The following is a 22,541-nucleotide window of genomic DNA, read 5'->3' as shown; positions in this document are numbered from 1 at the left end:
GTATCTGTAATGAATATAGATTTGAAAGGAAAAGTCGCTGTAGTGAGCGGCGGCGCAACACTGATTGGTAAAGCTGTTGTACAAGCTTTGGTGAGTACGGGTGCTCATGTCGCTATTTTAGATATTGATGCCAAAGGCAAGGCGATTGCTGAAAGTTTTAACCATGATGTGATGTTTATTCAAACAGATTTAACCAGCGATGCAGCTATTCAACAAGCTGTGGCAGATATTCACCAACATTTAGGTCAGGTGAGTTACTTGGTGAATTTGGCATGTACATATTTAGATGACGGTTTTAAATCTTCACGTCAGGACTGGTTACAAGCACTCGATATTAATTTGGTCTCTACAGTTGAGCTGAGCCGTGCTTTTTACAATGACCTAAAAAAGCAGCAAGGTTCAATCGTTAATTTTACTTCAATCTCGGCCAAAGTGGCACAAACAGGGCGCTGGTTATATCCAGTTTCTAAAGCCGCGATACGTCAACTCACACAAAGCATGGCAATGGATTTTGCTGCCGATGGTATTCGCGTCAACTCAGTTTCGCCGGGTTGGACATGGTCTCGTGTCATTGCAGAAGTCAGCGGCAACAACCGTGAAAAGGCCGATAGCGTGGCAGCCGATTATCACTTGCTGGGCCGATTGGGCCATCCCGAAGAAGTCGCCAACGTGGTTTTGTTTTTATTGTCACCTGCTGCGAGCTTTGTTACCGGAGCAGATTATGCTGTCGATGGCGGATATTCAGTGATGGGCCCTGAAGGATCACAGCCCGCTATTCCACGTTTAGCCGAATAGCACAGCGTTTTAAAAGCACATTTAGAAAATTATGGAGAATATTATGCGCCGTATTGCAATTGTTGGAGCAGGACAGTCTGGTTTACAGCTTGGTTTAGGCTTATTAGATACAGGCTATGACGTAACCATGATCACCAACCGAACTGCCGATGAAATTCGTCAAGGTAAAGTCATGTCAAGTCAGTGTATGTTTCATACCGCTTTACAAACTGAACGTGACTTGGGACTGAATTTTTGGGAAGAAGAATGTCCAGCTGTAGAAGGCATTGGGCTAGCTTTAGTCAATCCTGAAAATGGTGGTAAAGCATTTGAATGGAGTGCTCGTCTTGAGCGCTACGCTCAATCGGTCGATCAACGCGTCAAAATGCCATATTGGATGGAAGAATTTGAACGCCGTGGCGGTCGATTAGTAATTCAGGATGTGGGAATAGAAGAGTTAGAACAACTCGCAAACGACTACGAGCTTGTATTACTCGCGGCTGGTAAAGGTGAAGTTGTTAAACAATTTGAGCGTGATGATGCACGCAGTGTGTTTGATAAACCACAGCGCGCTTTGGCATTGACCTATGTCAAAAACATGAAGCCAATTTCACCTTATTCACGTGTGACTTTTAATATTATTCCCGAAGTAGGTGAGTACTTTTCATTTCCAGCACTTACCGTGAATGGACCTTGCGACATCATGGTTTTTGAAGGCATTCCAAATGGGCCAATGGACTGCTGGCAAGATGTCAAAACACCTGAACAGCATCTGCAATGCAGTTTGGATTTACTGAAGAAATTTGTGCCTTGGGAATATGAACGCTGCGCAAATGTTGAGTTAACCGATGCAGGTGGATATTTGGCAGGACGTTTCCCGCCGACCGTACGAAAACCAATTTTGACATTACCCTCTGGCAAGCCAATTTTTGGGATGGCAGATGCCTTGGTGGTGAATGACCCGATTACTGGTCAAGGCTCAAACAACGCTGCTAAGTGTAGCAAAATCTATTTCGATGCCATCTTGGCTAACGATAATCAAAGCTTTAGCGAACAATGGATGGTTCAAACCTTTGAACGTTATTGGGCTTATGCAGAAAAAGTCGTGGCTTGGACCAATAGTTTGTTATTACCACCGCAGCCTCATGTTGTTCAGCTATTAGCAGCCGCAAGCCAAAACCAAAGCATTGCTTCCATTATGGCCAATAACTTTGATGACCCACGCTCTTTTGCCCCGTGGTGGTTTGATGCAGATCAAGCTCAAGCATTCATGGCTTCAAAAACCGCAGCAAAAGTGGCTTAAGGGCAAAACAGCAAAGGGAGAATTAAAAATGGACACAATTGAAACTCAAGGTTTACAAAGCATTAATGCTGAAAACCCAAGAGAAATTCGTAATTTACTTGGGCAATTTGCAACAGGCGTTACCGTGATTACAACCCGTGGTAAAGATGGTCGAAAAATAGGAATGACAGCAAACTCTTTTTCCTCATTGTCTTTAGATCCACCATTAATTTTATGGAGCCTTTCAAAAACAGCGCCAAGTTTGTCTGATTTTGTAGAAGCTGAATATTTTGCCATCCACATGTTGGCACAGGAGCATCATCAGCTTTCTGGGCATTTCGCTCGAGGTGCTGAAGACAAATTTGCAGGCGTTGCACATCAACAATGTAATGCAGGCGTTCCAATTTTGTCCGATGCACTCGCAACCCTGGTTTGCCGCAATGTAAATCAATATGAAGGTGGAGATCATCTGATTTTTATCGGTCAAATTGAACAATACCAACAACGCCAAGGTGAACCATTGGTATTCCACGCAGGAAAGTATCGGATCGCCGCAGAGCATCCAGAATTAGCGCATTAATTCACCATAATCACGATCAATCAGGTCGTGATTTTTTATAGGAAATAAGAAGATGAAAAGCACTTTAATTAAACATGGCTTTTTAGCAGGGACATTGTTGGGTTTGCCGTTGGTTACACATGCCTATGATTTACCGACCGTAAACTTAGGTATGACCAGCTTTCTCGATGGTGGTTTACCCGCAGGGCCCGGCTGGTATGCTCAAACCTATTTTCAAAATTACGATAGCAATAAACTGGTCGATGCCAATGGACAAAAATTAGGTTTGCCTAAAACAGATTTAAATTATCAAGTACTGGTTGAGCAGATTAGTTATTTATCGCATGTCCGAGTAAAAGATAAAGCCAGCCTAGGTATGAATTTTTTAATTCCTTTTGTCAGTAAAATGGACATGGATGATGGCTTGAATAATGCTGCTATTAAGGCCCAAAGTGGCTTTGGGGACATTATGATTGGACCGTTTATTCAGTTCGATCCAGTCATGGGAGCACAAGGGCCGAAGTTTGTACATCGTTTTGAGTTTCAGGTGAATTTACCTACAGGTGAATACGATCAACAAAAAGATATTAACCCAAGTAATAACGCTGTTTCGTTTGATCCCTATTGGGCAGCAACATATTGGTTCAATCCAAAGTGGACAGCTTCAACACGCATCCATTATCTCTATAACTTTAAAAATGATGACCCAAGCTATGCGTTTGCTGGAGCAAATGATATGCAAGCTGGGCAAGCAATTCATGCAAACTTCGCAACAGACTATGCCATTACTGAACAGTTCCGCTTAGGACTAAATGGATATTGGCTAAAACAAGTGACAGATACTGAAGTGGATGGTGAAAAAGTCAAAGGCCGACGTGAACAAGTCTGGGCAATTGGTCCGGGTGCGATGTATAGTTTTTCTAAAAATGATCATTTGGTCGCAAATGCTTATTTTGAGCAAGATGCTGAAAACCGCCCAGAAGGTACACGACTACAAGTTCGCTATGTTCATCATTTCTAAGTCATAAAAAAAGCCTTTTATATCAATCAATATAAAAGGCTTTTATCTATTTGTTTTAAGAAAAAATTGAAGTAATTAAGCTCGAGCCATCGATTTGCCCTGAACGGCGAGTAGAAGAAGGTAACTCACCATAACGGCGTTTGTACTCTTGAGAAAAACGGCCTAAATGGGTAAATCCCCATTTAAATGCAACGTCTGTGACTGATAGATTTTCATTGTGCATGAGCTCTAAATGAGCTTGTTCAAAGCGTAATTCTTTTAGATAAGACATTGGGGTAGTCCCCAAATAATTTTTGAAACCAGTAAATAATGTTCTCACACTAACGCCCGCATGTTCAGCTAAAATTTCGACATTAAGCGGCTCATGTAAATGTTCTTTAATATAGGCTTCTGTACGTTTCACGAAATAAGGAGAGACGGTTTTTTCTTTATAATGATCAATTCTATGTAATGCATTATTGGGTTGACCATAAATCAGTGCATTAAACAGATTTGATTCAAATTGTTTAAAGGCTAAAGGATGATGAAGTGGGTGTTGATCACATGCTAAAGCATCCATTAGTGTTCTAACGAGCTGTAAAAAGTAGCCTCCACTTTGTGTAGCAAAGTCTAATTTTGGGTCGAAAACGAGTAAGTTATTTTCTGAATCAGCAATGTGTTGACGGCAATGGTAAGTAAAATCATCCTTTGAAACTTTTAGAATAAGCTGTGGTGAGTTCGCATGCCAGCGCATGCGTAAAGATTGCTGTGGAGAAATAAGAGAAGCAACTTGAGAATAAGATATAAACTTTTGTGAACCAAACTCGATTTCTGCGTAGCCTTGAGTTGGAATTTGAATTAAGTAAAAGTTATCAAGCTGATCTGGTTCAATAATGACATCTGCGCCATATTCCAAGCGACTAATAGACAAAGCACCTGTTTTAACATGGTGCATTGTTGCACTGAAATCTTGCTTCTGCTGAGAGATTTTAAGATCATGCGGTTTAAAAATTTGACCTACATTTCGGCAGGTTTCACTTAAATCGTGATGATCAAACACCAGATTATGATTGGTAAAGATAGACTCATTTTGAAAATGACGTCCACTGAGTTCGTGGGAGTTGGCTTGGTTCATATTTATCCCTTTTGGCTCACTCCTGTATTTACTTGTGTTGTAAAAGCTTTAAAACTTCGCTGCACAGCAAGTAAATACGGCACTTAAAAAATTAAGTTACTCGCAAATTACAATGAGATATAAGCAAAATACAGACCAATTTATCCGCTAATTAATGTGATTTTCTCAAATTTTTAATTCGGATTTTGTCCATCAATTTAATACATTCGAGAAATAGAATAGGGGGATATAAAAGGTGCTATAAGTTAATCTCATCATGATCTTATTCCTTAAGATCTATCAAAATTTATAGCAAATCCGAGCGAGCTGGTCAATTTATTTTGTCGGAATTATTTATTTTATATTGTTGATATATAAAGACTTTTAATTTAAATGCAAAAAAACAATATACCCTTTACAGAGTATATTGAATGAGTTGGCTTATAGTGGTTTAGCGAACAACCTTAAGACTTTTAGCGTGATGTATTGCTTTGTAAAAACTTTTCGCTGTAAATACGATAATTTTGCAAAGATTGTTCATCTAACCAATTTTTAACAGCTTCAATCATTGGCGGTGGGCCACATAAATACATATCAAAAGCTTGTTCAGCCAGCTGATCTTTATTTAAATGCTCATGAATATAGCCCGCTTTACCTTGCCAAGCTTCGGTTGCTTTAGTCACAATCGGGTGATAACTAAAGTTTGGTAGCTGCTCCGCGTAGGCATGTAAACGCTGTTGTTCACACAAGTCGGTTTCATTATTTACACCGTAATATAACTGAACAGCAGGTGAGTTAGGCTGATCAACCAAGTTATCTAGCATTCCTAAGAAAGCCGATAAACCTGTTCCACCAGCTACAAAAATGAGTGGTCGCTGTACTTCTCGTAAATAAAAACTACCAAGCGGTGCTTCAATAAGTAGGGTTTGTCCGACCTGACAACGATCACGCAAATAATTACTCATAACACCGTCTGGCAAGAGACGAATTAAAAACTGTAATTGATTGGTTGCGTTTGGTCTGTTAGCAAAAGAATAAGAACGCCAATCTTCAGTATCTGGAATTTGCAAACGAGCATATTGACCCGGCAAGAACTGAAGTTGTTCAGCATGACTGCTTGCATCAAGATGCAAAATTGCTGTCGTTTCAGAAACCAGCTCAACCGCTGTTACTTTGGTTTCAATTTTTAAAGTATCACCAGCGTTACAGATCGCAGAATCATGATCGAAATAAAAAGCTGCATCGGATTTCACACGCGTCTGGCAAGCTAACATTTTACGCTCAGCCAAATCACGCTCACTTAATGCATCTTCATCAACATATTCTTGTTCATAAATACCAGTTTCACATTGACCCTGACAGGTACCACAAACACCTTCGCGGCAATCTAACGGCAGGTTGATTCCTTGGCGAACTGCTGCATCAAGCAACAATTCATCGTTATTTACCGAAATGAAAAAGGTTTTACCATCGGCAAAGTTGAGTGCAACTGAATGTCCCATTTTCATCCCCCTTAAACATGATAGAAGTCTAAAACGGAATCAATTTTGTCATTCAGCAAAATGCTGTGCTGACGACGAATACGGAAACCATCTGCTGTTTGGCGTAAAAGATAAGTAGCGTGTCCGTAAAAACAACCTTCTAAACCCTGACGGTTATAGAGCGTTTGCCATGCAACTTTTGCTTCAATTAGTCCGTCATCCAGTGTTTTAACTCGAATGTTGTTTATGCTGTGCAAAGTACGTGGTAACGGAGTTGCAGATGCTGCTTTTCCGGTACGAATACGGAATACACGGTCTTCGAGTCCAGTACGGTCTGCATAATAGATATAAGACAAACCCTGATTTGGATCTTGAACATAGTTATGGTCATCAATCCACTGAGGAATATGATATTCACTATCTTCATCGTAAAGCTCTAGATAGGCATCCCAGTCATAAGCATCACAAAGTTCTGCTTTTTTGTACAAAAACTGAGATACAGCAAAATGTAGTTCTTGTGACATGGTTACACCTCATCCATTAGGGCATTGTTTTCAAAAGTAATATCCTGCATTTTCAATGCTTTCTTGTTTAAGCCGTCGAGCATTAGACGTTGCCAGTGTCCATGTTGATTTACATAGAGTCCTTCGTGGGTAAACTCACGGCCAGTAATAACGGGTTGAATGCCTAAATCTTGTGAGTTTTTGGTCGCGCCATATTCCCAAGACTGACAACCGCGAGAAATATCGCTCCAACGTTCAAGTCGTGCCTGAAAACCTTTTTGCTGTTCACGGAATTCAACTAAATCGTCTGGTGTACCAAGGCCTGATACGTTAAAGAAATCTTCAAACTGGCGAATACGGTTACGGCGTGCTTCAGCAGATTCACCTTTAACGCCAATACATTGGCTGATGACTTCGGTTTTATTCCATGCCACAGGACGAACAATACGAAGCTGTGAGCTAATCTGGTCCATAAAAAATAGGCTAGGGTACAAGTTCAAGTTTCTTAAACGGTGCATTGCCCATTCAGCATATTTGTCACCGTACTTTTCAACCATATATGGCATAACCGTGCTGTAACCCGGACGAACAGTTGGGTTCGGCATGTCACTAAACAATACGCTATGGCCATTTTTGAAGCTGAACCAGCCATCGTCAGTTTCTGAGTCACCGGCACCTAATTTGCTGTAGTCAAGCGTATCGAGTTCTTCACCTTTTGATGCATTGACTTGTTGGCGGTGTTGGACTGTAGAGACATAGTTATAGTGAACGGTACTTACATGGTAGCCATCTAAGCCATTTTCATTTTGTAGTTTCCAGTTACCTGCAAAGGTATAAGATGACTTACCTTGTAATACTTCGAGTTCACCTGTTGGCGACTGGTTAACCATTAAATCAAGGAAAAGTTTTGCATCGCCCAAAAAGTCTTCTAGAGAATCTGTTGCTTGAGTATCAAGGCTTACAAATACGAAACCACGGTAGCTGGCAATACGGCCTTGTTTTAAGCCACGGCTTGATTTATCAAAATCTTCACAATATTCACCAGGTGCTTTGACTTTTACTAAACGGCCATCTGACTTATAGCACCATGCGTGGAATGGACATGTAAAGGTTGACTGGTTGCCTTTGGCAACGCGTGTTAAAGTCGCGCCGCGGTGTTCACAAGCATTGACCATCGCGTGTAATTCGCCTTTACCATCACGGCTCACAATAATTGGTTGACGACCAATTTGAACTGTTAGGAAATCATGATTGTTTGGAATCTCACTTTCGTGACATGCATAAATCCAAACCTTTTCAAAAATAAGTTCCATTTCCAAGTCAAATAGTTCAGGCTCAGTAAACATATTACGTGCAATACGAAACACGCCATCGTTAGGACGGAAGTCGATACATCCATCTACAAAATCATTCCATTGTTTTAAATTAGATGAGGTCATTTGCTCAATCCTATTCATTCAGCTTTTAACTGATTGAACCGCGATTAGGCTTTGGCCTCTATCCGTTTTTTCCAGATCTTTATCCACTTTGTGCAGTTTTGATTTTTTTAATTGAACTCTTTTTAGGAAAGAGTAGAGATTTAAATTTGTATATGTCTTAGCTTGTTAAACTTCCCTATAATGTTAACGAGCATAAAATAAACTTTTGTGAACTAAGTCAGTGAAAGAACAAAATTTAAAATTACAGATTAGAATTCTTTTAGAGCAGAACATTGCGTTTGGTCCGGGTAAGGCAGACTTACTTGAAGCAATTGAGAGAACAGGTTCAATCTCACAAGCTGCAAAATCGATGAATATGAGTTACCGCCGTGCATGGCAGTTAGTAGACACCATGAATCAATGCTTCGAAACAGCTTTAGTTGAAACTCAAACAGGCGGAACACATGGTGGTGGGGCAGCCATTACAGCTTTGGGCCAGAAAGTCTTACAGCATTACCGACAAATGGAAATCAATGCTAGACAAGCCTTAGAACATGATTATCAAATTATGAGTAGCTATTTAAAGAAATAAGATGAGGAATACTTTCATAATCAAAGAATTTAAGAGCGTATCAGTTTTGCTTACCTATAATTTTTAATTGCTCAGAAAAAATATCCATCTTTATAAATAATTTCTACTTTTCATCGTCTATGCTTATCGCTATATTCTTGAGTATATATCGCTGCAAAAAACGACAAAAAGGTAAAGCATAATGGTAAGTGATACGAAGATAAAAAAGTTAGCTTTAGTCTGTTTGGTGCTCAGCTTAGGATTGGTCTTTAATGTTCCCGCTAAGGCTGAATCGGTTACCGTTTATGCAGCAGCGAGCTTAACCAATGCGATTAACGATTTAGAAAAAATTTATGAAAAACAAAATAAAGTAGAAGTTAAAACTTCATATGCAGGCTCATCGACATTAGCGAAACAAATTGAAGCTGGGGCACCGGCAGATATTTTTATTTCAGCAGATACACAGTGGATGGACTATTTGCAAAACAAAAAATTAGTTGCAACAAATGACCGTATAAATTTATTAGGCAACCATCTGGTTCTAATTACCCCTAAAGGGCAGTCACTAAATATAAAACTAGATAAAACAACTGATCCAAATAAAGTGTTTACAGGCAAGATTTGTACAGGGGATACCAAAAGTGTGCCTGTAGGCAAATATGCTAAACAAGCTTTTACTAACCTAGGTTGGTGGAGCCGTATTGAGCCAAAGTTAGTTGAAACAGAAGATGTTCGAGCGGCATTAAACTTTGTTGCGCGTGGTGAATGTCAGGTTGGGATTGTCTATGCAACCGATGCTGCGATTAGCAAAGACGTGAAGGTAGCGGGTATATTTCCGGAAAATACGCATTTGCCAATTATTTATCCTGTAGGTTTGATTAAAAAGAATCAGAACTCAATAAAGTTCTATCAATTTTTACAGAGCAATCAAGCCAAAGCTGTTTTTAAAAAATATGGCTTTAGCGTGTTGGCTCCAGCAAAACCATGATGTTCTCTTTAACCCCAGAAGAGCTCAGCGTACTACAACTTTCTTGTAAGGTCGCAGCAAGTTGTCTTGTGGTCAGCATTATTCCTGCAATTTGTGTGGGATGGTTTTTGGCACGTAAAGAGTTCTGGGGTAAGTCATTCATTGAAACATTGGTGTTTTTACCTTTGGTGTTACCGCCAGTGGTGCCTGGTTATTTGCTTTTACAAGTTTTTGGGAGCCGCGGCATTATTGGACAATATTTGGCACCGCTTGGAATTGATTTTGCATTTAACTGGAAAGGCGCCGTTCTTGCATCAGCAGTGATGGGTTTCCCGCTATTGGTACAATCTATTCGGCTAGCGATTGAACTGGTCGATCAGCGTTTAGAAATGGCAGCAAAGACATTAGGTGCTTCATCTTTAGGGGCATTTTTTCATGTCACGATGCCTCTTGCCAGCAGTGGCATTCTAATTGGTGCTATTTTATGTTTTTGCCGCAGTTTAGGTGAGTTTGGCGCGACCATTACCTTTGTGGGTAATATTTCAAATGAAACACGGACTTTGCCTTTGGCTATGTATAGCTTAATGCAACAACCCGATACAGAAGCAGCTATTCAACGGCTTATTGTTTTATCGTTAAGTGTGGCATTTTTAGCGCTATGGTTTGCACAGTGGTTTCATCGTTATCAAAGAAAGCGTTTGGGGCGGTAGAAATATGTTAATTGATTGCCATTTCAAGCTACATATGGGTCAGTTTCATATTGAACCTAGTTTCCAGTCAGATGCTGCTGTTATTGGATTATTTGGTCCCTCTGGGTCAGGTAAAACATCGATTTTACATGCCATTGCAGGGTTGAACACACCGCATAGTGGGCTCATTAAAATACAGGATCAGACGTGGTTTGATTCAGATCAAAACATTAACTTGAGTACCCAAAAGCGGCATGTTGGATTAGTTTTTCAAGATGCTCAGCTTTTTCCGCATAAAACGGTAAAGCAAAATTTATTATTTGGTCTTAAGCACCTGTCCCAACAAGAACGTCACTTTGAAGCAGATTACATTATTGAATTATTAAAGTTAGGGCACTTATTACAACGCATGCCTATCAAACTATCAGGAGGGGAAAAACAGCGCGTGGCACTGGGTCGAGCATTGTTATATTCACCTAAGCTGTTACTCCTTGATGAGCCGTTATCAGCACTAGATGCAAACCATAAAGCTGAAATTATTCCTTTTTTTCAGAAGGTAAAACAGGAAATAAAAATTCCGATGATTTATGTGAGTCATGATATTCAAGAAATTAAACAACTGACTGAAACAATGTGGGTTTTATAATTTTTCATATTTCACACATTATTTCAGTCTTGTCGATTTATGGTTGTTAGCTAGCCCATAAACTGCCCGTTGGAGCAGATTTTAGGCGGTCTTGGGCTTGTTGATAAAAACGCCAGAAAGCGAAAGCAAAAATGACAGCTAAGAAATCAACTACTAAGATTTCTCCGCCATGTACCCATAAGCCACTTTGAGGAATGAAGTAAGCTAAAAGAGATGTAAGTGGAATCGCAAATAACACCAAAACCAAGGTTAACAGCAGTTGTGGTAAAGCTTTTGCATAGCCAATCACAAAGGTGTAAATCATAGTCAGTAGGAAAATCGCATAATAACCATACATAAAGAGGTAGTTTATACTTTCAATGTTAAGCGCTGCGAAAAGCCAACGACTGGCCAACATTGTACCTAAGACAGCTAAAACACACCCTAGGCACGCGCCTATCGTTAAGTTCGCAAGGAACACCACATCTTTACGTTGAACAGGAACAGGATCTTCAGCACGCTTTTGTTTACGTGCACGGGTTTCAACCCAAAGGATGTTACCTGTATAAAATAAGAAAGCACCACCGACACCTAAAACAAAATAAATCCAACGTACGCCCGTACCGCCAAAACTTCCAAAATGTAGACTAAACATGGCGTTGATTAACTTATTCCCAGCATCAGTCTGTGTGTTAATGCCTTTATGGTTAAAGTGCTCAACTGCATATGGGTTCATGCGCATAAAGTCATGATTTGCACCACGCAACATCTGATCTGAGCTATAGAGAGCAATACGTGCATTGGCTTTTTCAGGTTTATCTAGGCCACTGAACTGGATATAGTCAACTGAATATTCAGGTGCTACTTTTTTAGCTTGAGCTAATATTTGCTGCACATCAATCTGTGTTTGTTTAGGCTGAATCAGCGCTGGGGGAGAACGCTGAAAAACAGGCTGTCCTTTGAGTGCAAGTTGTCCAATCGCATCATAAAAAAGATCATGAAAAGCAAAGACAATAACGCTAATACTAATAATGATGTGGAAAGGTAAGCTGGTAATTCCAATCACATTATGCGCATCTAGCCAAAATCGCTTTTTATTTTTGCCAGGCCGAATGACAAAGTAATCCTTTACCAAGGTTGGTAAAAGAATAATGACGCCTGAAAGCAGGGCAAGAAAATATAAAATCGAAACCACGCCCATCACATAGAGGCCTAATCCGTGATGGCCTGCCATGCCTGGTATGCCTGCTGTTTCATGCAACTGTTCGATTAACCAGCCCGCTTTAGATAAGTTTTCTTGGGCAACGATTAACTCGCCGTTGTTATCTAAGCTTGCCATCCACGTAGACTGAGCAGCATTAAAGCCATCTCCACGTTCGTGTTCGCTCCAAGTAATGGGTGCATAGTGAAATTCATTGGACGATAAATTTAGTGTGAAGTTTTTTTGTGCAGCAGGATAGGCAGTCTGTACTTTTTGAATAAACTCATTATATTGATCGGGTGAGACTTTCGGTAAAACTTGCTGTGTTGGCGTAGCCCACTTACTAATATGGTGCTGAAACATGCTGAGCCCACCAGCAAAGAAACAGATAAAAAGCAAAATCCCAGCACATACACCCACCCAAGTATGCATGCTTTTTGCTAATTTCATGATGTCTGAACGTACTTTCATGTTTAACCCCGTAAGACAAAAATACAGCTATACGCTAGGGCATTCGCAATAAATAAATAGATAAGCGCTTTTCGTCCAGTCGTAAAAAAATAACTGCCAAACATAATCGGCATCCAAACCCAAGGAACACTCCACATACCCACTTGCACTAATAAATCCATGGCAACATAAGGCTGGCCTAATAAAACAATCAAATTACCAATAGCGATAGAAAGACTTAGACCAAAAACACCACCAGCAAAAGTTTTACTCCACCAGTCTGGCTGGATCGGAGACTGAATTTTAGCTTTCATGAAATCAGTTTCCGTTTAAAAAGCGTCATAAAAGGGAGGAAAGACCACGCAAAAATGATGAGCATGAACCAACAAAAAGCGGCAACCACTTTTGGTAAGCTTGCAAAGAGCGCAATAAATCCAATGCCTAATAGCACTAGACCCAAATACTTAAAGAAAGTAGGAAGATGTTGAGACAACAGATTTTGGTTGCTATGACTACAATAGATACTGACCGCTCCCAACAGGGTCAAAAAAAGTCCTATAAGTTTCATAATCGATGTTTATAAGTAAATTAAAGTCAAAATTTACCCAACAGTATAAGTAAATAATAATTATTATCAAATGATAAATATAACTATTTATACATTTGCAGTGAGTAAGTTAAGATAGGAGATTACTCATTAAAAATATTTATTTTGAAGTCGAATACAGTGGGTCATTATCTATACATTCCTGAACAACTCAGTACATCAATTTATGAAATTTCGAGTCCTATTTTTCTTACATCAGAGCTATTTTGTTATGGGCTAGATTTATCGCAAACAACGCATTTGCATATAGACCAACAATTAGAGCATCCCCTAAAAATTGCTCAAGCGCGTGTCGAACGTAAAAATGAGTACTTATGTGGCAGGGTCTTAGCTCAGGCTGTTTTAAATCATCATTTCGGTTTAGATCAGCTAATAACCTCTATGCATGAACCTTTGCCCATCTGGCCAACTCATGTTTTGGGGAGTATTAGTCATTCAAAAAATAAGTTAATTGTTGCGCTATCTAATAATGCGGTTTATTTGGGAATTGATATTGAGCACTGGGTAACCTCAGAATTTGCTCAAGAGAGTGCACATCTTGTTTTAACGCCATCTGAGTTTGATTTATGGAAAAGTAAAGCCTGCGAGTTTTTTGATTTTGCTCACTATGTGAGTTTAATTTTTTCTATAAAAGAAAGTCTATATAAAGCGATTTATCCCACTGCAAAACAATATATCGATTTCTTAGAAGCATCTATCTTTGATATTAATTTTGAAAATCAAACATTAACGCTAATTTTTTTGCCAGAAATTCAACAACGCTATCAACTCTTAGAACAATATCAAGGTGGTTGGACTGTAGAGCAAAACCATATTATGACTTGGGTTTTTCAAGCACGAATTTTTGCTTAAAGCAAAAGAAGGCAACGGATTGCCTTCTTTTTTTATTTAGAGTTTAATTTTCTTGTAATTTGGGATCTTGGAATCCTGTTTCACGCATATCTTGAGAGTTGAATAAGAACATAAATCCTACTGTAAAGCTTAATATGCCAAAGAAGAGGATACTTCCTGATATTGGTAAAAACCGAGTTAAAAGACCCAAAGTTGTAGTGGCAATCGAATCGCCTAACGCATCTTGTGCGAGCCAGATTGCATTAATACGCCCTAGATATTCATCAGGTGTATGTCCTTGCACAATGCTGTATTGAAGCAAGTTAGCAATCGACATCAAATATCCAAACACACATAAAATTGGTAAAGTCACGATGAGCCAAGGTGAAAGTCCTATCATAATCATGCAACTAAAAACACCTAAGCACGTATAGAGCATGACTAAGCCGGGTCGAAGTAACTTTGTTGTCCATCCACTTAGTAAGGCACCTAAAGTCGAGCCTAAAGGCACGGCTGAATACATAAGTCCGAGTTCAAATGCACCGCCGTGAAAAATTTCATCTGCCATTTGCGGAAAAATAATACGAATAGCACTGCTAAAACTGAGTAATGTTCCAATTAAAATGGTGCTACCGACCACTTTATTTTTAAAAACAAACTTAAACCCTTGAGCTAATTGGCGAAGAGGGCTTTCGCCATTTGATGAATGTTGCGGTTTAAGTGCAGGCAGACCCATTAATAAAAACACAGTGAGTAAAGTGCCCACGGTTGAAACCCAATACACGGTCGCAACACCGCTAGCAGCAATTAAAATACCGCCGATTGCTGGTGAAATAACGGTTGCAAGACGTACGGATACCATACTGATCGCACGGGCTTGTACGATATTTTCGCGCCCTATAATCACAGGCATGATCGCCATCATTGCCGTTACACCGAGTGCACCAAAGAAACCATCCCATGCTGATAAAAAATAAATGGCATAGAGCGAAGGGTGCTCAAACATGGCGTTGATGGCGAGGCCAGCAAAGCCTAAACCACACACACCACGTGCCAATAAAATTAGCCATTTTCGATCTTTGCGATCTGACAGCAAACCACCAAGTAACAAGCCAATAAACATGGCTATGCCTTCAAAAGCCATCGCGACGGCAACGTTAAGCGAGTTACCCGTAATGTCATAGACCTGTTTTGGAATAGCCACGACCAACATGCCAATGGTTAACAATGACAATGTGCGGGCAATAAATACATGTCGGAAATGAGCATTACGTTTTAAAAGACTAAAATCGGTCAATATAGATTTGAAGCTCATGGCGTATGCTCCTCTAAACCGCGTGCCTGACAAATCATGCGGTTTAAAATCGGGCCAAGTGTTTCAAGCTGCTGCGGAGACAATATATCGGTATGGTCCGCTTCGCTTAGCCGAACAATATTGAGTTTTTTAACTAAAGGTGACCATTGTTGTTCTGGTTGGATATACGGCAGCAAGTCTTTTTCAGCGACAACTAAGTGTAGTTCACCATTAAACTGCGGCATTTTATAAGGTTTTAATAAACGGACGGCATCGCGATAGTTTGCAAAAATATCCTCTTGTAAACGGCGGGTTTCTTCACTTAATGCCGTATCTGCATCGGCTAAAATATCATTGAAGAATTGAAGCTGTTCTTGTTCAGCTTCAGCATTCATTTCCTCTACAGATAAATCTAACCATTGATGAATTTCAGCAGGGTAAGTGTCTAATAAGCCGAGATAATCAACTTTTTCACCTTGTTCAGTGAGCTTCGCTGCAACTGCATAAGCCACAGTGCCACCAAGTGAATAACCTAATAAGGTATAAGGTCCTGTTGGTTGTTGCTTACGAATAATCTCAAGTTGTTTTTCAACCAGTTCATTCATATTAGAGCTATTTGCCAATAGGCCATCTGGTCGAGGAGACTGCAAACCGATAATAGGCAAATCAGAATGTAAATAACGATTCAGAACCGTATATTGCCATGCTGAACCAGAACCAGGGAAGAAACAGAACAATGGATGCCCTGAGCCAGAACGGATTGGTAAAATAGGTTGCATGCCAGTTTGTTCAACTTCTGCTAAACGTTCTTGTGTAAGCAGTAAAGCTGCTAAACGTTGAATCGTGACATGACTCATTAACTGGCCAATTGGAATGGTCCGCTTAAATACTTTTCGGATTTCAATTGCAAGCTTCATCACCAAAATGGAATGCCCACCAATGGCAAAGAAATCTTCGTTAACACCAATATTCTGATCTGTATTTAAAATTTGCTGGAAAATACGTGTCAGTTCATGTTCAAAAGCAGTGGTGGCATACTGTTTTTCTGTATTTGAAGGGTTAAGTTGTGGTTGCGGTAGTGCTTTACGGTCCAGCTTACCATTATGACTTAATGGAAATTGCTCGACCAACATATAGTGTGTCGGCACCATATATGCAGGAAGCTGTTTCGCCAATTGTTTCTTTAACTGGTCGATGTCCACAGGTGCAGTTATTTGCAAGTAAGCGACCAATTGAACATCTGCTTTATTTTGCTCAGAAGAGATAGGATGTACAACCACATCAAGACCGCTAATTAAGCGTAATTGTTGTTCAATTTCACCGAGTTCAATACGTTGCCCACGTATCTTTAACTGGTCATCAGCACGGCCCACATATTGAATACGACCGTCGGCATGCCAGCGAGCAATATCACCAGTGCGGTACATACGTTGACCTGCTGCAAATGGGTTCGCCACAAAACGTGTTGCCGTTAAGTCTGCTCGATGTAAATAACCCATGGCCAGTTGATGACCTGCTAAATAAAGCTCACCGTCCACTCCAACAGGAACAGGGCGTAAGTATTGGTCTAAAATATAAAGCTGGGTATTCCAGACTGGATAACCAATAGCAATACTGTTTTCTTTAGAGTCTAATTCTTGAGTTACATCCATATAACTCACATCTACCGCAGCTTCTGTTGGGCCATATAAGTTATGCAATTCACAGTTAAAGTGCTCAGTAAATGATTTTGCTAAAGCCGTTGGTAATGCCTCACCACTACAAAACACTCGGCGGATTGGCAAACTTTGACGCTGAGCAGATGACAAAATTTCGGTAGCAGCATTTTCAAAAACAGCCAACATTGACGGTACAAAATGTAATATTGTTACCTGATATTTTTGAATGAGGCTTAATAATGCCAATGGGTCACGGTGTGCATCCACAGGCGCCATAACCAATCGTGCCCCCACTAAATATGACCAGAAAAACTCCCATACCGAAACATCAAAAGTACATGGTGTTTTTTGCAAAATTGTATCGTTGGCTGAAAGTGGATATTCTGATTGCATCCATAAAATACGGTTCACAATGGCTTGGTGAGAAACCATGACGCCTTTTGGCTGACCTGTTGTACCTGATGTATAGATTAAATATGCCGGATGCTGTGGGGTAATAACTGTCGTTTTATAGCTGCTTAAATCAACCTGTGTTTCATCAAACAATTCATTAAAAGCAAAGGTGGCTATTGATTGAGGGACAATAGCAGCTAGATCTTTTTGTTCACCAATCACAAGTTTAGATTTGGCATCCTGCAACATAAATTTGATGCGTTCAGACGGATGTTGTAAATCAATAGGTAAATAAGCTGCACCTGCTTCAATCACCGCTAAAATAGCGATACTCAGTTTGACTGATCTTGGTAGAGCAACCGTAACAATATCTCCAGCCTGTACGCCCGCTCTTTGCAATTGCTGTGCTAAAGCACAAACTTGCAAACGCACCTCACTGAAACTGAGCTGATGATTTTCATCTGATAACGCCGTTTGTTCAGGCGTAATTCGAGCTTGTTCTCTGAGTAATTGTTGTAATGTGCTCTGACGAACATAGTATTGGGTTTGATTTGTTTTCTGGATTAAATCTCGCTCTTCGGCCAGTTGTAAGCGATATTGAGCTAGAGAAGTCTCTGGTTCATTTAATGCAATTTCAATCAATTGAACCATTCGCTCGAGGAAGTGTTCAGGCTGATTAATTACACCACGCTGTTCGAGTAATAGCTCAATTTGATGATCGGGAATAACTAACAAAGCAAGCGGGTAATGGCTATAACCACGATTTGTGAGTTTTGAAATCGCAGCATCGCCCAGTTTTTGCTGTAAATACTGGTTATCAGGGTAGTTTTCTACAACTAACAAACTATCGAAAAGATTGCCTTGCTCCACTAGTTGCTGAATTGCGCCTAGTCCTAAACCATCGTGCTCTAAATGTTCAACATGCGATTGCTGTAACTGAGTTAATTGTTCCCAAAGTGTTTGCTGCATGTTGAGCTTTATACGTACCGGAATCGTATTTAAAAACAATCCGATCTGCTGCTCTAAACCATTGATCGGTGCTGAACGCCCAGAAACAGGTGTACCAAACACAATATCTTCACGATGAGCATAAATATTTAAAGTCATTGCCCAAATCATTTGCATGAAGACATTGAGCGTGATGCCTTGCTGGCGTAATTTGTGTTGAAGTTTCGCACTCAACTCAGCACTTAAACGATATGAAGTTTCCTGTACAGCTTGCTGTGCTTGATTAAATAAAATAAGTGGCTGTAAATCTGCTAAATCACGTTGCCAAATTACTTTTGATGTTTCATGGTCACGTCCAGATAAAGCTTTAATCACTGTTTCATAACTATATTCAAGCACAGGCAATTGTTGATTCGTTTGCTGATAGGCTTTAATAAAGTCTTGTAAAAACAGCGGAGTTGACCAACCATCTGTTAACAGATGATGCACGATAATCAATAATTCTGACTGTTCTGGAGCATGTTGAATTAAAGTTGCCCGAATTAAGCCATAGGGTTGGTCGAGGTGAATCGGTTGCTGCAATGCTTCTTGAATGGTTTGCTCAAGCAGATCGGGAGTGACTGAGCAAAACTGAACTGGCCAAGCTTGAGTAGGATGTAATGAATAGATAAAAACAGGTTCTTCAGCTAATTCGCCATCAAAATGTCCGCCTAATTGAGGGTGACGTTTTAATACGGTAATCAACGCTTGCTGTAAACGTACCGGATCAATGTCTCCATTTAAACTAAGACGAGTAAAGGCATTATAGTTCGATTGATTTTCTACTTGAGACAAGAACAGCATGCCTTTTTGCAAAGGAAGCAAAGGTAAAATCGTACTGTTTTTTCCATATTTTTCTTGAACTTTTTGCTCTAGGTCTGCTGAAAATAACGGTTTTGAAACGGCCGCTTGTTGTTCATCTAAACGGGTGAGTTGCGGTGCCATAGCGGCGACTGTTTTAAATTGGAATACATCACTTGGTCTTAAGCCGTAACCACGTTGGCGTAGTTGAGTACAAAGCATAATGGCCGAAATACTATCGCCACCTGTCATAAAGAAGTCATCATCAATTCCAATTGCGTCAAGCTTAAGAACAGATGCAGTAATTTGACATAAAAGTTGTTGTTCAGACGTTTCGGCCATTCGGCTATGGGTACGAATTTGAGGCTTTGGCAGTGCTTTTTTATCGACTTTGCCACTTACATTTCGTGGAAATTCGGACATAACAGTCAGGGCAGAAGGCACCATATATTCAGGTAAGTTTTGACGTAACTGACTTAAATATTGCTGACTTAATTGCTCACAGGTTTTTTCATCGAGTTCAATGTCTTTAACCACACAATAACCGAGTAAACGATGACTGTTATTAATCGGTTCTGCAATCACGACAGCGCTTTCAACATTGGCTAAAATCGAAAGTGCATTTTCAACTTCACCAATCTCAACTCGATAACCACGAATTTTGATTTGGTCATCACAGCGCCCCATAAATTCAAGTTTACCCGCGCTATTCCAGCGGACTAAATCACCCGTACGGTACATGCGCTGTCCATGTTCAAATGGATTCGCTACAAAGCGGGCAGCACTTAAGTCAGCTCGACCTAAATAACCATTGGCAATACCAAAGCCAGAAATATAAAGCTCACCAATAACCCCAGTCGGGCATCGTTGCAAGTGGCGATCGAGTACATAGGCCTGTGTATTACCAATAGGGTTACCAATGACAGGGCGAGCTGTCTGTTTTAATTCTGCTCGGAAAGTATCAACCGTATATTCGGTTGGGCCATACAAATTATGAGCAAAAAGCGCTGGCTGAACATTGAGCTGTTGCCATAAAGCTAGAGGTGCAGCTTCACCACCAATCAAAATTAGACTTGGATGATGTTGATTTTCAGCAAATAAACCATTCGTCATCATTTGCGCACAAAAAGATGGCGGTAAATCAAGTGTATCGATTTGTCGTTGCTGAATTTCTTGCACTAAACCAAATGCATCACGACGCATGTTTTCATCAAAAATATGTAGCTCTTGACCCCAGAGCATCCAGAAAACTTGCAACCAAGATGAGTCAAATGAGAAAGAGTGAGTATGCGCTGCACGTAACGGACGCGCAGGGAAGCGCTCATTTACAGCTTCTAATACAGGCCAGTAAATGGTTGGTTTATGTGACAAAATGAGGTTGAGTAAAGAACCATGTGTGTTCATTACCCCTTTAGGACGACCAGTACTACCTGAGGTAAAAATGACATAAGCAATGTCTTGGAAATCAAATTTACGATTTTCGGCAGGAATATCACTCGCATCTTGCTTTCGAATTTGTGTTTGAACATCTTCATGATCAAGATATAACTGCTGAATATTTTGTGGTAGTTGCTGTGCAAGAGCTTGTGTCGTTAATACAAATAATGGATTTGCATCTTCACACATCATTTGCATACGATCGATTGGATAATCTAAATCGAGAGGTAAGAAACTCGCACCAGAATTGAGTACAGATAACATCACCACAACTGAGTCAATCGAACGAGGAATAGCTCCAGCAATGACAGTTTTCTTTTTGGACCCGTTTTCTTGTAAAAAACGAGTGAGTTGATTTACTTGTACTGCAAGCTCAGCAAAACTAAGATGCTGAAGGTTTGGATGTTCACCACTCACAATGGCGGTACGTTCGGGATATTTTTTAACTTGTTCATAAAAAATATCTAAAACATTATTATATTGTTCAGGGTGACTAACACGCGGACCAATACCACTTTGAGTTAGGGCAGCAAGCTCTTGTGGTGTCGTAATATTAAAATTGCTACATGGCTGTTCTGGACGAATTAGAGCCTGTTCAAGCAATAACGTTAGGCGTTGACCGTGGTTAAATAGCTCATCTTGTGTATAACGCTGCGAATCTGCACGTAGTTCGATAATGAGTTCATGATCTTGAACAATAAAAGAAAACTCAAAATCATCAATTGGTCCTGTAGAAATATGGTGTGTTTTGACTTTTTCACCATCTAACATCAAGTCTTGATCAAAAGCTTTATAGTTTAAAATAGGGCCGTACATTCGTTCATGAATATCGATACTATTTAAATCTCTTAAAATTTGTTCGGCATCATATTTCTGATGTGGACGAATTTGTCGTAATTGCTCTTGTACATGTTGAGCCAAGCTTACCCAACTGTCTTTTTCAGCAACTTTAAACTTCACAGGCAACACATTTACCGTCGGTAAGGTTGAGCGAATAGCTTTTGAACCTAAACGGCGCATAAATGGAATACCGTTAACCAAATCAGCTTTCTCGGTCATTTTGTAAATATAATGTAATGACAATGACATCATCATGTCATTCAAAGCTAATTTAGATTGCGCAGCTAAAGCTTGAATCTGCTCTAAAATCCCTGTCGAAAAACGCAGCTGATGCTTAATAAATGTCGCTGTGGTTTTTGCTGCTAAATGATGAGTACTTAAACTAACCGGACTAGGTAAATCTTCACAATATGCCTTCCAGAAAGCTTGGTCTACTTTAAATTGATGGCTATTTTCATAAGCCTGACGCTCAGAAATAACATCATTGACGCCAATGAATGGAGAAGCTGAAAGGTCTTTTTCTTCTTGTAATTGTTGATAGAGTTCAACAATACGTTTGGTCAGGTTAATCATGCTAAAGCCATCAAGCATGATGTGGTGATAACGTTGGTACCAATACACTTTGTCATGGGTCGTAAATAACACCTGACGAAACAGTTGAGATTCACCCGCTTTAAGTGATTTAGCACATTGACGATCTGATGGCATCCAGTCCCATAAACGTTGCTGAGCTTTTTTAGGCGTTAAATGACAAAAATCAAATTCTTCAATTTGAAACTGAACTTGGTTATTAAGCTCAATAAACGGTTGAGACGGGTCAGATGAATATGAGGCAATGACTGTGTCGGCTTCATTTAAGCCAATCTGAATCGCTTTTTTAAACGTTGGGATATCGACAGTTTTTGGTAGTTCCAAACAATGCGCAATGGTATATAAATCTTCAATTGAACTTAAATGATCGGCAAGGAAAATACCAAGCTGAGTAGATGCCAATTCAAAACGAGCGGGTTGAGAAAGGTCCGGAGTAAATTCATTGTTTAATGCTTGATTCATGACAAT

Annotated in this window: 17 protein-coding genes; 9 read left to right on the top strand and 8 right to left on the bottom strand. The window is 39.9% G+C overall.

Annotated features, from left to right (window positions below; all coding sequences use genetic code 11):
* Positions 1-9 precede the first annotated feature (9 nt).
* From F935_RS06380 to F935_RS06365, 4 genes are read left to right on the top strand one after another with little or no spacing between them, the layout of a single operon-like run.
* Positions 10-795 carry an SDR family oxidoreductase gene (locus tag F935_RS06380; RefSeq protein ID WP_016138159.1) on the top strand — a complete coding sequence of 262 codons (786 nt, stop codon included), beginning with the start codon at positions 10-12 and terminating at the stop codon, positions 793-795.
* Positions 796-838: 43 nt separating this feature from the next.
* Positions 839-2,077, top strand: a complete 1,239-nt coding sequence (locus tag F935_RS06375) for a styrene monooxygenase/indole monooxygenase family protein (protein ID WP_016138158.1) — start codon at positions 839-841, stop codon at positions 2,075-2,077.
* 28 nt (positions 2,078-2,105) lie between these two features.
* Entirely contained in the window at positions 2,106-2,636 is a 531-nt protein-coding gene (locus F935_RS06370) for a flavin reductase family protein (RefSeq protein ID WP_016138157.1), read from the top strand.
* A gap of 52 nt (positions 2,637-2,688) precedes the next feature.
* Positions 2,689-3,636 (top strand): SphA family protein, encoded by a 948-nt coding sequence (locus tag F935_RS06365; protein ID WP_016138156.1) that lies wholly within the window; start codon positions 2,689-2,691, stop codon positions 3,634-3,636.
* A gap of 55 nt (positions 3,637-3,691) precedes the next feature.
* Here F935_RS06365 and F935_RS06360 read toward each other — a convergent pair whose 3' ends face one another.
* From F935_RS06360 to antA, 4 genes are all read right to left on the bottom strand, one after another.
* The gene (locus F935_RS06360) at positions 3,692-4,750 is read right to left on the bottom strand and encodes an AraC family transcriptional regulator (RefSeq protein ID WP_016138155.1); all 1,059 of its coding nucleotides are present in this window, start codon (positions 4,748-4,750) and stop codon (positions 3,692-3,694) included.
* Positions 4,751-5,202: 452 nt separating this feature from the next.
* Positions 5,203-6,237, bottom strand: a complete 1,035-nt coding sequence (gene antC, locus F935_RS06355) for an anthranilate 1,2-dioxygenase electron transfer component AntC (RefSeq protein WP_080645548.1) — start codon at positions 6,235-6,237, stop codon at positions 5,203-5,205.
* 5 nt (positions 6,238-6,242) lie between these two features.
* Entirely contained in the window at positions 6,243-6,734 is a 492-nt protein-coding gene (antB, locus tag F935_RS06350; protein ID WP_000076809.1) for an anthranilate 1,2-dioxygenase small subunit, read from the bottom strand.
* Between the two features lie 2 nt (positions 6,735-6,736).
* Positions 6,737-8,152: an anthranilate 1,2-dioxygenase large subunit gene (antA, locus tag F935_RS06345; RefSeq protein WP_004701687.1), complete on the bottom strand. Its 1,416-nt coding sequence runs from the start codon at positions 8,150-8,152 to the stop codon at positions 6,737-6,739.
* 220 nt (positions 8,153-8,372) lie between these two features.
* Here antA and F935_RS06340 point away from each other — a divergent pair, with 220 nt between their 5' ends.
* The 4 genes from F935_RS06340 (at position 8,373) to F935_RS06325 (ending at position 11,004) form a co-directional block, all read left to right on the top strand.
* Complete coding sequence (locus F935_RS06340; RefSeq protein WP_016138153.1) at positions 8,373-8,723, top strand: winged helix-turn-helix domain-containing protein; 351 nt, start codon at positions 8,373-8,375, stop codon at positions 8,721-8,723.
* Between the two features lie 181 nt (positions 8,724-8,904).
* Complete coding sequence (gene modA, locus F935_RS06335) at positions 8,905-9,690, top strand: molybdate ABC transporter substrate-binding protein (RefSeq protein ID WP_016138152.1); 786 nt, start codon at positions 8,905-8,907, stop codon at positions 9,688-9,690.
* Positions 9,687-10,379, top strand: coding sequence for a molybdate ABC transporter permease subunit (modB, locus tag F935_RS06330; RefSeq protein ID WP_016138151.1), 693 nt, complete (start codon positions 9,687-9,689; stop codon positions 10,377-10,379). Before modA ends, modB begins: the two co-directional genes overlap by 4 nt.
* 4 nt (positions 10,380-10,383) lie before the next feature.
* A complete protein-coding gene (locus tag F935_RS06325) occupies positions 10,384-11,004 on the top strand; it encodes an ATP-binding cassette domain-containing protein (protein ID WP_016138150.1) in 621 nt (206 codons plus the stop codon).
* Between the two features lie 46 nt (positions 11,005-11,050).
* Here F935_RS06325 and F935_RS06320 read toward each other — a convergent pair whose 3' ends face one another.
* Both F935_RS06320 and F935_RS06315 read right to left on the bottom strand, forming a co-directional pair.
* Positions 11,051-12,655 (bottom strand): PepSY-associated TM helix domain-containing protein, encoded by a 1,605-nt coding sequence (locus tag F935_RS06320; RefSeq protein WP_016138149.1) that lies wholly within the window; start codon positions 12,653-12,655, stop codon positions 11,051-11,053.
* Between the two features lie 2 nt (positions 12,656-12,657).
* Positions 12,658-12,948 carry a hypothetical protein gene (locus F935_RS06315; RefSeq protein WP_013197946.1) on the bottom strand — a complete coding sequence of 97 codons (291 nt, stop codon included), beginning with the start codon at positions 12,946-12,948 and terminating at the stop codon, positions 12,658-12,660.
* Between the two features lie 413 nt (positions 12,949-13,361).
* On the opposite strand from F935_RS06315, the gene F935_RS06305 reads away from it, so the two are divergent.
* Entirely contained in the window at positions 13,362-14,093 is a 732-nt protein-coding gene (locus F935_RS06305; RefSeq protein ID WP_016138148.1) for a 4'-phosphopantetheinyl transferase family protein, read from the top strand.
* Positions 14,094-14,136: 43 nt separating this feature from the next.
* Here the strand turns inward: F935_RS06305 and entS are convergent, their stop codons facing one another.
* Positions 14,137-15,387, bottom strand: coding sequence for an enterobactin transporter EntS (entS, locus tag F935_RS06300; protein ID WP_016138147.1), 1,251 nt, complete (start codon positions 15,385-15,387; stop codon positions 14,137-14,139).
* Positions 15,384-22,535, bottom strand: coding sequence for a non-ribosomal peptide synthetase (locus F935_RS06295; RefSeq protein ID WP_016138146.1), 7,152 nt, complete (start codon positions 22,533-22,535; stop codon positions 15,384-15,386). Before F935_RS06295 ends, entS begins: the two co-directional genes overlap by 4 nt.
* Positions 22,536-22,541 lie beyond the last annotated feature (6 nt).

The organism is Acinetobacter calcoaceticus ANC 3811 (assembly GCF_000399665.1).
In the GTDB taxonomy this organism is placed as follows: Bacteria; Pseudomonadota; Gammaproteobacteria; order Pseudomonadales; family Moraxellaceae; genus Acinetobacter; species Acinetobacter calcoaceticus_B.
The sequence above is the reverse complement of the archived record's forward strand: the minus strand, read 5'-3'. Positions and strand labels throughout refer to the sequence as shown.

Bases quoted from the DNA above. Each gene is read 5' to 3' on its own strand.
- F935_RS06380 (WP_016138159.1), top strand. From the start codon at position 10: ATGAATATAGATTTGAAAGGAAAAGTCGCTGTAGTGAGCGGCGGCGCA.
- F935_RS06375 (WP_016138158.1), top strand. From the start codon at position 839: ATGCGCCGTATTGCAATTGTTGGAGCAGGACAGTCTGGTTTACAGCTT.
- F935_RS06370 (WP_016138157.1), top strand. From the start codon at position 2,106: ATGGACACAATTGAAACTCAAGGTTTACAAAGCATTAATGCTGAAAAC.
- F935_RS06365 (WP_016138156.1), top strand. From the start codon at position 2,689: ATGAAAAGCACTTTAATTAAACATGGCTTTTTAGCAGGGACATTGTTG.
- F935_RS06360 (WP_016138155.1), bottom strand. From the start codon at position 4,750: ATGAACCAAGCCAACTCCCACGAACTCAGTGGACGTCATTTTCAAAAT.
- antC (WP_080645548.1), bottom strand. From the start codon at position 6,237: ATGAAAATGGGACATTCAGTTGCACTCAACTTTGCCGATGGTAAAACC.
- antB (WP_000076809.1), bottom strand. From the start codon at position 6,734: ATGTCACAAGAACTACATTTTGCTGTATCTCAGTTTTTGTACAAAAAA.
- antA (WP_004701687.1), bottom strand. From the start codon at position 8,152: ATGACCTCATCTAATTTAAAACAATGGAATGATTTTGTAGATGGATGT.
- modA (WP_016138152.1), top strand. From the start codon at position 8,905: ATGGTAAGTGATACGAAGATAAAAAAGTTAGCTTTAGTCTGTTTGGTG.
- modB (WP_016138151.1), top strand. From the start codon at position 9,687: ATGATGTTCTCTTTAACCCCAGAAGAGCTCAGCGTACTACAACTTTCT.
- F935_RS06325 (WP_016138150.1), top strand. From the start codon at position 10,384: ATGTTAATTGATTGCCATTTCAAGCTACATATGGGTCAGTTTCATATT.
- F935_RS06320 (WP_016138149.1), bottom strand. From the start codon at position 12,655: ATGAAAGTACGTTCAGACATCATGAAATTAGCAAAAAGCATGCATACT.
- F935_RS06315 (WP_013197946.1), bottom strand. From the start codon at position 12,948: ATGAAAGCTAAAATTCAGTCTCCGATCCAGCCAGACTGGTGGAGTAAA.
- entS (WP_016138147.1), bottom strand. From the start codon at position 15,387: ATGAGCTTCAAATCTATATTGACCGATTTTAGTCTTTTAAAACGTAAT.
- F935_RS06295 (WP_016138146.1), bottom strand. From the start codon at position 22,535: ATGAATCAAGCATTAAACAATGAATTTACTCCGGACCTTTCTCAACCC.